The sequence below is a fragment of the Pseudomonas citri genome (genome assembly GCF_025336485.1).
In the GTDB taxonomy this organism is placed as follows: Bacteria; Pseudomonadota; Gammaproteobacteria; order Pseudomonadales; family Pseudomonadaceae; genus Aquipseudomonas; species Aquipseudomonas citri.
The window spans coordinates 71,233-85,303 of the sequence record NZ_JAODAB010000020.1 but is presented as its reverse complement, the minus strand read 5'-3'; the positions used below and the strand labels follow the sequence as shown (position 1 = coordinate 85,303).

At 62.6% G+C, this 14,071-nt stretch carries 12 protein-coding genes; 2 read left to right on the top strand and 10 right to left on the bottom strand.

From position 1 onward, the window contains the following. Nucleotides 1–35: 35 nt before the first annotated feature. The 8 genes from N4Q37_RS20240 to N4Q37_RS20205 form a co-directional block, all read right to left on the bottom strand. Nucleotides 36–2,411 carry an efflux RND transporter permease subunit gene (locus N4Q37_RS20240; RefSeq protein ID WP_260961346.1) on the bottom strand — a complete coding sequence of 792 codons (2,376 nt, stop codon included), beginning with the start codon at nt 2,409–2,411 and terminating at the stop codon, nt 36–38. 31 nt (nt 2,412–2,442) lie between these two features. Then, entirely contained in the window at nt 2,443–3,498 is a 1,056-nt protein-coding gene (locus tag N4Q37_RS20235; protein ID WP_260961345.1) for a WD40/YVTN/BNR-like repeat-containing protein, read from the bottom strand. 289 nt (nt 3,499–3,787) lie between these two features. Further along, nucleotides 3,788–6,445, bottom strand: coding sequence for an aminopeptidase N (pepN, locus tag N4Q37_RS20230; protein ID WP_260961344.1), 2,658 nt, complete (start codon nt 6,443–6,445; stop codon nt 3,788–3,790). A 13-nt stretch (nt 6,446–6,458) separates the two neighbouring features. Further along, nucleotides 6,459–7,289 (bottom strand): DUF2797 domain-containing protein, encoded by an 831-nt coding sequence (locus tag N4Q37_RS20225; protein WP_260961343.1) that lies wholly within the window; start codon nt 7,287–7,289, stop codon nt 6,459–6,461. After that, entirely contained in the window at nt 7,286–7,546 is a 261-nt protein-coding gene (locus tag N4Q37_RS20220; RefSeq protein ID WP_260961342.1) for a YeaC family protein, read from the bottom strand. Before N4Q37_RS20220 ends, N4Q37_RS20225 begins: the two co-directional genes overlap by 4 nt. Nucleotides 7,547–7,591: 45 nt before the next feature. After that, the gene (locus tag N4Q37_RS20215; RefSeq protein ID WP_260961341.1) at nt 7,592–8,464 is read right to left on the bottom strand and encodes a rhomboid family intramembrane serine protease; all 873 of its coding nucleotides are present in this window, start codon (nt 8,462–8,464) and stop codon (nt 7,592–7,594) included. Then, nucleotides 8,461–9,432: a metallophosphoesterase gene (locus tag N4Q37_RS20210; protein ID WP_260961340.1), complete on the bottom strand. Its 972-nt coding sequence runs from the start codon at nt 9,430–9,432 to the stop codon at nt 8,461–8,463. Before N4Q37_RS20210 ends, N4Q37_RS20215 begins: the two co-directional genes overlap by 4 nt. After that, on the bottom strand, nt 9,432–10,322 hold the full coding sequence (locus N4Q37_RS20205; RefSeq protein WP_260961339.1) for an NAD(+) kinase: 891 nt from the start codon (nt 10,320–10,322) through the stop codon (nt 9,432–9,434). The genes N4Q37_RS20210 and N4Q37_RS20205 overlap by 1 nt, the downstream gene beginning before the upstream one ends. A 105-nt stretch (nt 10,323–10,427) precedes the next feature. Between N4Q37_RS20205 and N4Q37_RS20200 the strand changes: the two genes are divergently transcribed. Beyond that, a complete protein-coding gene (locus N4Q37_RS20200) occupies nt 10,428–11,393 on the top strand; it encodes a DUF1853 family protein (RefSeq protein WP_260961337.1) in 966 nt (321 codons plus the stop codon). A 38-nt stretch (nt 11,394–11,431) separates the two neighbouring features. Here the strand turns inward: N4Q37_RS20200 and N4Q37_RS20195 are convergent, their stop codons facing one another. Together N4Q37_RS20195 and N4Q37_RS20190 are read right to left on the bottom strand one after the other, a co-directional pair. After that, a complete protein-coding gene (locus N4Q37_RS20195) occupies nt 11,432–12,715 on the bottom strand; it encodes an arsenic transporter (protein ID WP_260961335.1) in 1,284 nt (427 codons plus the stop codon). 193 nt (nt 12,716–12,908) lie between these two features. Then, nucleotides 12,909–13,466 (bottom strand): NADPH-dependent FMN reductase, encoded by a 558-nt coding sequence (locus tag N4Q37_RS20190; RefSeq protein ID WP_260961333.1) that lies wholly within the window; start codon nt 13,464–13,466, stop codon nt 12,909–12,911. A gap of 327 nt (nt 13,467–13,793) precedes the next feature. Here N4Q37_RS20190 and N4Q37_RS20185 point away from each other — a divergent pair, with 327 nt between their 5' ends. Continuing rightward, the gene (locus tag N4Q37_RS20185; RefSeq protein ID WP_260961332.1) at nt 13,794–14,021 is read left to right on the top strand and encodes a hypothetical protein; all 228 of its coding nucleotides are present in this window, start codon (nt 13,794–13,796) and stop codon (nt 14,019–14,021) included. The last annotated feature ends 50 nt before the right edge of the window (nt 14,022–14,071 follow it).

Genomic DNA, 14,071 nt, shown 5'->3' with positions numbered 1-14,071 from the left:
TCCCTCGCCACAAGGTTCTGTAATGCTCCACTCCATCAATGAGCAAACAACGAATTGCCCTTCTGCCCCGCCAGCTTCTCCGGCCTGATCAGGAACCGCGCCAGCGCCGGCAGCAGCCAGAGTGCGCCGAACATGTTCCACAGCAGCATGAACGTCAGCATCAGGCCCATGTCCGCCTGGAACTTGATGGCCGAGAAGATCCAGGTGCACACACCGATGGCCAGGCACAGGCCGGTGAACAGCACGGCCTTGCCGGTGGACTTCAGCGTCTGGTAGTACGCTTCCTGCAACGGCAGCCCGGCCCGCAGGAAACTTTCCAGGCGGCTGTAGATATAGATGCCGTAGTCCACGCCGATCCCCACGCCCAGGGCCACCACCGGCAGCGTCGCGACCTTCACACCGATGCCCATGAAGGCCATCAGGGCGTTGCCCAACACCGAGGTCAGCACCAGCGGCAGCACGATGCACAGCGTCGCCGCCCAGGAGCGGAAGGTGATCATGCACATGGTCGCTACGCAGATGTACACAAGAATCAGGATCGTCAGCTCCGAGGCCTTGATCACCTCATTAGTGGCCGCCTCGATACCGGCGTTACCGGCGGCCAGGATGAATTCCAGGCCGTCCCGATTGTTTTCCTGGGCGAATGCCTGCACCGCCTTCACCGCCCGGTCCAGGGTCTCGGCCTTGTGGTCGTTGAGGAACACCAGCACCGGCGCCAGCGAGCAGCTGTTGTTGTACAAGCCGTCCGCCCGGGCGATGGAGTTGTTCAGCACGTCAGGGTTGCGCGACAGGGTCTCCCACTTCAGGTTGCCCTCGTTCATGCCCTTGATCATCTGCTTGGACACGGTCACCAGGGAAATCGCCGACTGCACGCCCTCGGTGTTCTGCATCTTCCACATCAGCTCATCGATGGGCGCCATGGCTTCATAGCGCGAGCAGCCTTCGGCCTTGGTCTTGACCATCACCACCAGCACGTCGGAACTGGTGGAGTAGTTGCTGATGATGAAATTGTTGTCCTGGTTGTAGCGCGAGTCCGGACGCAGTTCCGGCGCGCCCTGGTCCAGGTCGCCGATCTTCAGGTTCTGGCTGTACCACAGGCCACCGCCAAAGGCGATCAGCGCCAGGGCGATGGACACCGGCGCGACCTTGGCGCTGGCGAAGTTCGACAGTACGCGCCAGAACGGGTGCTCGCGGGTCGCATCTTTCTTACTGCGCTCGATGGCCCGCTTGCTGATGCCGACGTAGGAAATCGCCACCGGCAGCAGGATCAGGTTGGTGAACACGATCACCGCCACGCCGATGGACGCGCCGATGGCCAGTTCACGGATCACGCCGATGTCGATGATCAGCAAGGTGATGAAGCCAACCGCATCCGCCAGGATCGCGATCATCCCCGGCAGGAACAATTGGCGGAAAGTCCGGCGGGCCGCGGTCAGGGCGTTGTCCGCCTCGCTGGATTGCAAGGCGATGCCGTTGATCTTCTGCACGCCGTGGGAAATACCGATGGCAAAGATCAGGAACGGCACCAGCATGGAATACGGGTCCAGGCCGAAACCGGCGGCATGCATCAGCCCCAGTTGCCAGACCACCGCCACCAGCGTGGTGCTCAGCACCGCGATGGTGCTGCGCATGCAGTGGGTAAACCAATACAACAGCACCAGCGTGATGACAAAGGCCACGCCGAAGAACAGCACCACCATGATCAGCCCGTCGATCAGGTCACCGACCTTCTTGGCGAAGCCGACGATGTGGATCTGCACGTTGGGGTTCTGGGCTTCGAACTTGTTGCGGATCTTGTCTTCAAGTTCGTGGGAGAACTTCTGGTAGTCCAGGGCGAGCAATTTGCCCTGGTCCTGCGGGTCCGGGTAGGACTCCAGCAGCGGGATGTCGATGATGCTCGACTTGAAGTCGTTGGCCACCAGGCGCCCGACCTGGCCGGACTTGAGCACGTTGTTGCGCAACAGCTCCAGGCTGTCCGCCGAGCCGTTGTAGCTCTGCGGGATCACCTCACCGCCAGCGAACCCCTCTTCGGTGACTTCGGTCCAGCGCACGCTCGGGCTCCACAGCGACTTGAGCCCGGAGCGGTCGACCCCGGAAATATAGAAAACTTCATCGTGGATCTGGCGCAGGGTCTCCATGTAGTCCCGGGAGAAGATGTCGCCGTTGGTGGCCTCCACGGAAATGCGCACCGTGTTGCCCAGGTTCGTCAGGTCGTTGCGATGTTCGAGCATCTTCTCGATGAAAGGATGCTTGAGGGGAATCATCTTTTCGAAACTGGTGGACGGTCGGATCAGCGTGGCCTGCCAGAACAGGAACAGGCTGACCAACAGGCAAATGACGATCACTGCCGGGCGGTTGTTGAAAATCAGGCGCTCGAGGAACGTCGCCTTGTCTTGGTGATGACTGCTCATGGGGGTCCGCCTTCTTGTTATTGTGCCCGGCTCACTTGCTCAATTCGGCGCCGGTGGGCGTCGTGGCGCGCACGCCACCCTGCCCGGCCAGGATCAGGTTGCCGTTGCCTGCCGCCGTGACGGCCGATACCGAAATCCGATCCGGGCGGTTGAACACGCTGAAGGTCACGCCGTCGTCGGTACTGCGGATGACGCTGCCGCCATTCCCCACGATCACGATGGAGCCATCCGGCAACAGCGTGGCCCCGGACAGGCCGAATTCCAGGGTGCCACGGGTGGCCTTGAGCTCGACCGGCTCCCACGTGCCGCCAAAATCGGTGGAACGATACAGGTTGCCGCGCAGGCCGTAGGCCAGCAGGGTCGAAGGCTCGGCGGTGCCGATGACCCCGAACAGCGAGCCTTCGTACGGGCCTTCGACCTTTTCCCAGGTCTGGCCCCAGTCGGCGGAGCGGAACATGCTGCCAGCCTCGCCGACGATGAACAGCCCGGCGTCCTTCACGGCAGCGATCGCGTTGAGGTGGAACTGGTCTTCGTTGTCGAGACGATCGCTGGCGTCTTCCCAGTGCTTGCCGCCGTCGGTGGTCTGCAACAACACGCCATAGGCGCCCACCGCAAAGCCGTTGCTGGCATCCTTGAACCAGACGTCCAGCAGCGGTGCTTCACGGTTGAGGTCTTCGAATTGCTTGGTCCAGGTACGACCGCCGTCGTCGCTGGCAAGGATCTGCGCATCATGCCCCACGGCCCAGCCGTGCTGCTCGTCGACGAAAAACACTGCGGTCAACAGCTGGCGGGTCGGCACCTTGGCCTGGATCCAGGAACGGCCCTGGTCGTCCGAATAGACAATGTGCCCGCGATCACCGACCGCCACCAGGCGCTGACCGGCATGGACGACATCGAGCATCAGGGTCTTGCTGGCCTTGGCCGATTCGACGGCATAGATGACATCGGACGTCGACGCTGCAACGGCCATCACTGGCGCCGACAACCCGGCAGAGCCCAGCAGCAGCGAAAGCGCCGAGGCCAGCAACGCCGCCCTGCGCAGCATGGGCGGGCGACAGCGGCCCACCGCCATGACCGGCTCATTCATAGACCATTCCCCCATTATTATTGTCAGGTCATTCAACCCTTAAGGGCACCGCAAGCAGGCTCCTGCAGATTACGGGTGATCGGGCATGGCCCGAAAACATGGCCCGCAAACCTGCAATCTAGAGCCTCTTGCAAGCGGACCTATCCTATCGGGCTTTCGAAAGGTCTGACAATCGACGGCACGTTATCTTTTGTTAACCATAGGGGGATCGGCCAAAGGTGAATCAGCAGACATTCGCGGGAATGATAAATGTGGCGAGGGAGCTTGCTCCCTCGCCACGACGGGTTATTTACGCCAGGCTTTTGCTCACCACCTCGAACACATCGCTGGACAGCCCGCCGGACGCGAGGATGCGCTCCAGCTCGGCTTTCATCAGCGCCTGGCGGGCGCTGTCGTATTTGCGCCAGCGGGTCAATGGCGCCAGTTGCCGCGAGGCGATCTGCGGGTTGAAGCCGTTGAGCTGGATGACCAGGTCCGCCAGGAAGCGATAGCCCGAACCGTCGGCCGCGTGGAAGTTGATCAGGTTCTGCCCGGCGAACGCACCGATCAGCGCCCGCACCTTGTTCGGGTTCTTGATGTTGAACGCCGGGTGCTCCATCAGCGCCTTGACCCGCGCCAGGCCGCCCGGCAACGGGCTGCCGGCCTGCACGCTGAACCACTGGTCCATGACCAGCGGGTTGCTCTTGAAGTGTTCGGCGAACGCTTCCAGGGCCTTGGCTTTCTCGGTTTCGAACGGCGAGTTGACCAGCACCGCCAGCGCCGTGAGGCGCTCGGTCATGTTATCGGCGCTGTCGAACTGGTCCAGGGTCGCGTTCAACACTTCAGGCTTGTCGGTGAGCATCAGGTACGACAGCGCGATGTTTTGCAACGCGCGGCGGGCGAAATGCTCGGCCTCGGCCACGTACGGCGTGCGCTTGGACAGGTCGCGGTTGGCCTCGTAGCGCAGCCACAGGGCTTCGAACAGGTTGTCAGCCAACTGCTGGCGAGCGAACTCGCGGGCGGCATGGATCGCCTCGACGTCCGCCACTTCGCTGATTTCCGTCAGATAGGCTTCGCTTGGCAGCGAGAGCATTTCCGCGACCATGGCCTGGTCGAGGGATTCGTCCGACAGCACAGTGCGCAGCGCGCTGACCAGGCGCGGGTCCAGCACCAGCGGCTCGCCCTGCTGATGCTGGGCGATCAATTCTTGCAGTACCTGCACCGACAACTGTTGGCCGGCGTCCCAGCGGTTGAAACCGTCGCTGTCGTGCTGCATGAGGAACATCAACTGGTCGAGGTTGTACGGGAAGCTCAGCTTCACCGGCGCCGAGAAACCGCGCAGCAACGATGGCAACGGTTTTTCAGCGATGTCGACGAAGGTGAAGGTCTGCTCGGCCTCGGTCACCGAGATCACCCGCGACGTGCAGCTGGCCGCCGTTTCACCGGCCAGGCGCAGCGCGATCTCCGCGCCTTTGCCATCCAGCAGGCCCAGCTCCACGGGAATCACGAACGGCAGTTTTTCCTGCTTGTCCGGGGTCGGCGGGCAGGTTTGGCTGAAGGTCAGGCTGTAGGTCTTGGCCGCGGCGTCGTAGGACTCGGTCACTGCCAGTCGTGGCGTACCCGCCTGGCTGTACCAGCGCTTGAACTGGGACAGGTCGACCCCGTTGGCATCTTCCATGGCCTTGACGAAGTCATCGCAGGTCACGGCCTGGCCGTCATGGCGCTGGAAGTACAGGTCGCTGCCCTTGCGGAAACCTTGCGGCCCCAGCAGCGTGTGGATCATGCCGACCACCTCCGAACCCTTTTCGTACACGGTCAAGGTGTAGAAGTTGGAGATCTCGATGAAGCTGTCCGGGCGCACCGGGTGGGCCATGGGACCTGCGTCTTCGGCGAACTGGTGGGTGCGCAGGTAGGCCACGTCCTGGATGCGCTTGACGGTGGCAGAGTTCATGTCGGCGGAGAAACCGGCATCGCGGAACACCGTGAAGCCTTCCTTGAGCGACAGTTGGAACCAGTCGCGGCAGGTCACGCGGTTGCCCGACCAGTTGTGGAAATATTCGTGGGCAACGATGCCCTCGACGCGCTGGTGCGCGGCGTCGGTGGCGGTTTCGGCGCGGGCCAGCACGGCGCTGGAGTTGAAGATGTTGAGGCCCTTGTTCTCCATGGCGCCCATGTTGAAGTCGTTGACCGCGACGATCATGAAGATGTCCAGGTCGTACTCGCGGCCGTACACCTGCTCGTCCCAGCGCATCGACTTCTTCAGGCTGGTCATGGCGTGCTGGCACTTGTCGATGTTTTCCGGCTCGACGTAGATGCGCAGCGCCACGGTGCGTTCGGTCAGGGTGGTGAAGGTGTCTTCGACGCACCACAGGTCACCGGCCACCAGGGCGAACAGGTAGGCGGGTTTCTTGAACGGGTCTTCCCAGGTCGCCCAGTGCCGGCCATCTTCGCCGGGACCGCTGGCGATCGGGTTGCCGTTGGACAGCAGCACCGGGTAGCTGTGCTGCTCGGCCACCACGGTGGTGGTGAATTTGCTCATCACGTCCGGGCGGTCGAGATAGTAGGTGATCTTGCGGAAGCCTTCGGCCTCGCACTGGGTGCAAAACATGCTGCCGGACTTGTACAGGCCTTCCAGGGCGGTGTTGGTTTCCGGGTGGATCCGCACGCTGGTGTCAACCGTGAAAGCCTGGGCCTTGGGCTGCAAGGTCAGGTGGTTGGCATCCAGCAGGTAATCGCCCTGCGCCAGGTCGACATCGTCGAGCTTGACCGAAATCAGCTCCAGGTGCTGGCCGTCGAGCACCAGCGGCGGCAGCCCGGCGCCACGCTCGGGATTGCGGCGCATCACCAGTTGCGCGTGGACCAGACTATGGTCCTCGAACAACTCGAAGGTCAGGTGCGTCTCGTCGATCAGGTACTCGGGCGCCTGATAGTCCTTGAGGTAAATCATCTTCGGTTGTTCGGTGCGCATGGGTCGAATCCTTCTACTGATGCACGGCGAGCTGGTAGGCCGTGTACTTACGAATGTTGATCACGCCGGTGTCGAAAATCAGGTATTGGCCCTTGATTCCCAGCAGCGTGCCTTCGGCGATCGGGTGCTTGTCCAGGTTGAAGCTGACGATCTTGGTCGGGTAGCGCTCCACCGGATAACGGATCTCGATGGGCTCGACGTCCGCCAGGGTCTGGATCGCTTGCAGGCCGAATCGTTCCTGCAAACCCTGCAATCCCTCGGCGCAGCTTTCGAACAGCGCGTCGCGGATCGCGGGCAGGTCCACCGCCTCGGCGTCGCCCTTGAGCAAGGCGCGCCAGTTGGTCTTGTCCGCCACCTGGCTGCGAAACAGGTCTTCGACGAACCCCGACTGCTGGCGCGTGCCGACCCGCAGGATCGGCAACGCCTGGCTGGCACCCTGGTCCAACCAGCGGGTGGGCAGTTGCGTGGCGCGGGTGATGCCGACTTTCACGCCCGAGGAGTTGGCCAGGTAGACCACATGATCGGTCATGCAGAACTGCTCGCCCCACGCCGGCTCACGGCACGTACCCGCGTCGAAATGGCAGCGCTCGGGGCTCATGATGCACACATCGCATTGGGCCAGCTTGGTCATGCACGGGTAGCAATAGCCCTGGCTGAAGCTGGTCTTGGTCCGCCGCCCGCAATGGGTACAGTGGATCGCACCGAGAAACTCCAGGCGCACCGTGCTACCGATCAACGGGTTGACCGGCACCTCGGCATCGCCCAGGCGAAAAGCGTACTGAACGGTTTGCCCATCCAGGCGCGCCGACATCTTGCTGATTGCACCGCGACCAAGCTCGATCAATGGACAGCATCCGACTTGAACAGGACGTTCGGCACTTCGATCGACTTCGAATGGCACTCCTGGGTGCCCATATAGCCGGTGCGTTCGTCTTCGGGCAGGTTCTGGATCTCCCAGGCGATCATTGCCTGCAACGACAGCTCACGCTGTTCGGCGGTGAGCTTGTTGCCATCGGCCCATTTACCGATTTCCACCGCCAGTTTCAGGTTGCGGTAGATGTCGGGGGTGATGTTGTTGATCATTTCGTTGAACGAGGACATGGATTCTCCGCGCAATCGCGCATTTTCAAAAGGCACAGGCGCCAGTCAAGGGGCCATTCTACGGCGGGCGAACAGCCCGCCCAACAAGCCCGTGAAGCAACCGACGAGCAACCCGCCGACGTGGGCCGCATTGGCAATTTCACCAAAGCCGATCATCGAGACCAGCCCGGACAGACACAAAAGCAACCACACCAGCATCATCACCAGCACCCCTCGGGGCAAGTGATAGGCCGGGTTCGGCGCCAACAGTTGATAGATCCAGCAATGCCCCAGCAGGCCGTACAGCACACCGGACAAGCCGCCGAACAGGGTCGCGCCGCTGAAGACATACTGGGCGAAATTGGACACAAGGCTGAACAACAACGTCAGCCCCAGCAGGTTGATGCCGCCCTGGCGCGCCTCGATCCGCCGCCCCAGCTCCCAGTACCACATGCCGTTCATGGCGATGTGCAGGAAACCGAAGTGGATCAGCATCGGCGTCACCAGTCGCCACCACTGGCCGGCCGCCAGGCTGTCGGCCAACGGCGTGAACTGGATGTAGTCGCCGACGACGCGAAACTCCAGGAAGGTCAGCCAGCGCAGGGTTTCCAGGTTTTCCCCCAGCAGCGTCACGGCGCCCACGACAAGGCTGAGCAACAACACCAGCGCGGTGACCGGGCTGAGCCGTAACTGCTCGACGAAACCGGGGCGCCGGGATGTGCTGCCGATAGCCGGCAATTCCAGTTGCTGCTCGGGATCGCCGTGTGGAAAACGTGCGTACAGCGAACGCACGTCCTCGCTGATTTCGTCGGGCACCCAAAGCACCTGCTCGCCCGCCTCTTCGCTGACCCGATGGGGCACCTGCATGCGCTGCAACAGCTTGACGAAACCGCTCAGATCCGCCGCCAAAGGCAGGCGCAAGGCCGCGACGGCGCTCACCGCACCACCTCCGGCCGCTCGACATCGACCCAGACGAATTTGTGCGGGTCCAGACGGGTTTCCTGATCGAGGCGATAGGCCACCAGCTTGCCGTAGAGCACCGCGCTGTAGTCCAGGCAGGCCAGGTTGGAGCGGATCGGGGCGGGCTTGCCGTTGCGCCAATAGTGGCCGACAAACAGCATCGGCTCATGTTCGCCGTAGCGCAGCAGGTTGTTCTTCTCGTCCGGCGACAGCGGCGTGCGGGCCACCGGCTCCGGCAAGGCGTCGGGCTGGAACACGATGTCGCCATAGGTCTGCGGGTCGTCTTCCCAGAACTTGGTGCGGAAGAACGAACGGGTCAGGCCATCGCCGCCAGTCAGGGTCATGCCGTGAGGCAAGCGCATGTCCGTGCCGCGCAGCAAGCGGTCGAACACCGTGCAGGCGAAGCTGCCCGACTGCGCCGAGGCCTGGAGAAAATGCTCATCGACACAACCGTTCGGGAACAGGCCGCGCAACGGTTCGATCAGGCTGGCGTCCCAACAGGCGTGCACCACGCGGAAACGACCGGCATCGACAAACAGCGGCAGTTCGTAGAACCACTCGAGGAAGTCGTGCCAGTCGCCAGGGTGCTGCTCGAATTGGGTCAGGGTTTCGTGGAGCAGGCGGGCATGGCGCGGCGTGTGTTCGCGCACGTAGCGCTGGCCGCTGCCGGGCAAGGCCGGCGTGCTCCAGCCCAGGGCGTTGAACTCGTGGTTGCCCATGATGCACAGCGCCTGGCCGGCCACGACCATGTCGTGGACGATGTGCAGCGCCTCGCGGATGCGCGGGCCACGGTCGATGATGTCTCCCAGGAACACGGCCATGCGCGACGGATGCCGCCAGACCCCACCCTGCTTGTGGTAACCGAGCCGCTCCAGCAAGTGTTCCAGGGTCAGGGCGCATCCGTGCACATCGCCGATCAGGTCGTAACTGCGCGCAGGATCGAGCATCAGTCGCCTCCACCCCCCAACCGGCTGCCCCAGCCAAGCTTGGTCCGGCAGACTTCGTAGTAATTGTGATCCAGCGGATGGATCAGGCGCAGCTTCTGCGCTTTTTTGCTGACGGTGATGGTGTCACCCGGCGCGCAGGTGAAATGGTTCTGGCCGTCACAGGACACTTGCGGGTAGATCTGCATATCCTTGGACACGACGATTTTCAGCTCACTGTTGCCATCGACCACGATCGGTCGCCCAGACAAGGTATGGGGATACATGGGCACAACTACAATAGCGTCGAGCTTGGGGTGCATGATCGGGCCACCGGCGGAGAGCGCGTACGCCGTGGAGCCGGTGGGCGTGGCGACGATCAGGCCGTCGGCCTTCTGGCTGCAAACGAACTGACCGTCGATGTACAGCTCGAACTCGATCATGCGCGTGGACTTGCCGGGGTGCAGCACCACGTCGTTCAGCGCGTCGCCCTGGCCGATGGCCTCGGCATGGCGGCGGACCTCGGCTTGCAGCAGGAAGCGGTTTTCCACCAGGTAGTGGCCGTCCAGCACCTCGGCGACCTTGGTCTCCAGCTCGTCGGGGCGGATATCGGTCAGGAAGCCCAGGCTGCCGCGGTTGATCCCCAGCACCGGGATGTTGTGCCGCGCCAGGGCCCGGGCCGCGCCCAGCAGGCTGCCGTCGCCGCCGACCACGATCACCATGTCGCAGACTTCACCGAGCATCTTGCGCGACGACGTCTGCAGACCATGGCCCGGCAATACTTCGGCGATGGTGTCTTCGAGGATCACATGCAGGTGCCGCTCCAGGAGAAAACGTTTGAGACGGCGAACGGTCTCCAGCACCTGGGAACTGCCCAGGCGACCGATGATGCCGATATTGCGAAATTGCTCCATGAGGCTCCTGCGAGGGTCTGCGGCGGGCGAAAAACACGATTATGGGCGAAAGCGCTCCATAGACAAAATTCTTTAAGCCTTGCGCGTAACAGCTATGCTCGGCACATGATCCTGTTCCCTGATTTGCTGGACCTACCCCGCCGCCTGCGCCATCCCGCCGTGCGCGACCTGGCGTGGGCGATACTGGCCCCGCCGATGCTCATCGACACGCCCTGGCCGCAGCGGCATCCCTTGAGCGGCAGCACCTGGATGCGCGAGCCGGATCGCCTGGAACACTGGCTGCGACAATTGGACCGCGACAGCGACCCGCTCCTGCATTGGCTGGCCCAGGGTCGGACACGACGCCTGGGCCTGTATTACGAAAAACTGTGGCAATTTGCCGTGCAGCACGCACCGGGCATCGAGCTGATCGCCGCGAACCTGCCGATCCGGCACCAGGGGCATACGCTGGGCGAGCTCGACCTGCTGCTGCGCGACGGCGAAGGCCTCCATCACCTTGAACTGGCGATAAAGCTGTACCTCGGCCCCCAGGCGGGTAACGGACAGGATGCCGCGCAATGGCTCGGCCCCGGTTGCCATGACCGGCTCGACCGCAAGTTGGCGCATCTGCGCGAACACCAACTGCCGATCTCGGCCCGCCCGGAGAGCCGCGAGGTCCTGGCGAGCCTGGGCATCGAGCCCGCGGGCCTCGAACAGCTGCGCTCCGAACTCTGGCTCGGCGGGTATTTGCTTTATCCCTGGCCGGGCCTGGCCGAGCCGCCGGCCGGCGCACACCCCAGGCACCTGCGTGGCAGTTGGCTGCATCAACGCGATTGGCCGGCGTTCATTGCCCAGCGCCCGCCCGGTCGCTGGCAACCCCTGCCCCGCGCCGCCTGGCTGGCCCCGGCACATTACCCGGCGGAACAAACCTGGAACGCCGCGCAACTGGAGGCCTGGCGACAAGCCCTCGACCCTTTGGCGCCGGCGCAATTGATGGTGCGCCTGACGGAAAATGCCGACGGTGAGTGGGAAGAGGCGGAGCGAGTGTTCCTGGTGGCGGATCGTTGGCCGGATGTGCCGGGGAATCCCTGAGCTTTAGGCTCTGTACGAAATGTGCCTGCACGACGACTTTAGAAAGACAACCGCAAAGCCAACGCCGCCAACGTCACCAGCAACACCGGCACCGTCAGCACAATCCCGACCTTGAAGTAATACCCCCAACCGATCCGGATGTCCTTGCGCTCCAGCACATGCAGCCAGAGCAAGGTCGCCAGGCTGCCGACCGGGGTGATTTTCGGGCCCAGGTCGCTGCCGATGACGTTGGCATAGACCATCGCCTCCTTCACCACGCCGGTGGCCTGGCTGGCGTCGATGGACAGGGCACCGACCAGCACCGTCGGCAGGTTGTTCATCGCCGACGAGAGCAACGCCGTCAGCACCCCGGTGCCCATGGCCGCGCCCCACACACCATATTCGGCGAAAGCGTCGAGCCAATGCGCCAGGTAACCGGTGAGCCCGGCGTTGCGCAGACCATAGACCACCAGGTACATGCCCAGGGAAAAAATCACGATCTGCCACGGCGCTTCCTTCATCGCCTTGCGGGTGGAGATCTTGTGCCCGCGGGCTGCGACAGCCAGCAGCAGTGCCGCGCAAACCGCCGAAATCGCGCTGATGGGGATGCCCAGCGGCTCAAGGGCAAAGCATCCCAGCAACAAAATCACCAGCACCACCCAGCCGGCGTAGAAGGTGGCCGTGTCGTGGATCGCACTGGCCGGGTCATCCAGTTGATGCGGGTCGTAGTCACGCGGAATATCGCGCCGGAAGAACCACAACAGGATGGCCAGGCTGGCGGCGACGGCCACCAGGTTCACCGGCACCATGACCGCCGCGTAGCGGTTGAAGCCGATGCCGAAGAAATCCGCCGAGACAATGTTCACCAGGTTCGACACCACCAGCGGCAGGCTCGCGGTGTCGGCGATGAAACCGGCCCCCATGACGAAGGCCAGGGTGGCCGCCGGAGAGAAACGCAAGGCCAGCAACATCGAGATCACGATGGGCGTCAGGATCAGCGCAGCCCCGTCATTGGCGAACAGCGCCGACACCAGGGCGCCCAGCAATACCATGAACGCGAACAGCTTGTGCCCGCTGCCTCGGCCCCATCGAGCCACATGCAGCGCGGCCCAGGCGAAGAACCCCGCCTCGTCCAGCAACAGACTGATGATGATCAACGCGACAAATGTACCGGTGGCATTCCAGATGATGTGCCACACCAAGGCAATGTCACTGACCTGCACCACCCCGCTCAGCAGGGCCAGCAGTGCGCCGAGCGTCGCACTCCAGCCCACGCCCAGCCCTTTGGGCTGCCAGATCACCAGGGTCATGGTCAGCAGGAAAATCAATGACGCGATCAGCATTTACGGCAGCCTTGAAGACATCGACGCGCTATCAGGGCGTCGAAGACGGAGAACGGAGGTGTGGTCAAGCGCAGGAAGATAGGGATTTTCGATGGTCGGGTAAAGCCCCGGGGCTGCTTACCCGTGCGGGGACGGGCCATGGCAAGAGAATCCCGCCCTCTCGCCATGGCCCTTTGCCCGACGATTCGGGACCTCAACTCTTCTTGTGTTGCTCGACCCACTTGGCATAGGCATTGATGAAGGTCTGCAAAAACGGTTTCACCGTGTCCGACGGATTGCCGGCTTCGTCGAACGCCGTTCCGGCACCGCTGAGATAGGCTTCCGGCTGCTGCATGCAAGGCACATCGAGGAACACCAGCGACTGGCGCAGATGATGGTTGGCGCCAAAGCCGCCGATGGCGCCCGGAGAAGCACTGAACACCGCGCCCGGCTTGCCGCTCAGGCAACTCTTGCCGTAAGGGCGCGAACCGACGTCGATGGCATTTTTCATCGGCGCGGGTACCGAGCGGTTGTACTCGGGGGTGACAAACAACAGCGCGTCCGCCGCACCGACACGCTGGCGGAATGCGCTATAGGCCGCAGGAGGCGAGACATCGAGGTCTTCGTTGTAGAGCGGCAGCTCGCCGATTTCGACAATTTCCAGCTTCAAGTTAGACGGTGCCAGCGCGGCCAGCGCCAACGCCGCCTTGCGGTTGATCGAGGCCTTGCGCAGGCTTCCCACCAAAACGGCCACCGTATAGACATTACTCATGGGCTGCATCTCGACTATGGATTCAAGGGAGCCTGTAGGCTCTGTACGAAAAGCCTTGATACTCGTTCATGCTGCGTTGAAAACAGCCTCGCAATGCTCATGTACTCCAGTACACTGCGCTTGCTCGGCTGTTTTCGCCTTGCCTGACCTTCGTCTCAAGACTTTTCGTACAGAGCCTAGTTATAGATGATCGGCTGGACTATTGGACCAGCGGAACGCCGAAAACCCATCCGCTGGACTATTTTTTTCTTGTAGGAAAACTTACCGCGCTTGGACAGGGTCTACAGAACCGCAAATCGAGTGATCTATTTCCAGAGGTTCTAAGCAATGGCAGCAGTACTTGTCGGACAATTTCATGCGCGGGATGCCGAAGGTCGCGTCTATTCGGTGCATGAATTCCAGGAATCGACGCTGGACGAACACGGCAAGGAGCCTCTCACCACCTATCGACTGGCTATCGGCGACCGGGTCAGCAAGCTCGACGAAGAGCGGTTCCTGCTGGTGCAATCAGGCATCGAATTGATCCGCGAACCTGAAACGCAGATCGCCTCGTAACGGTGGTTATGAGCAGAAGTCAGACTTGGGTTAGGATTCGGCCACTCAAT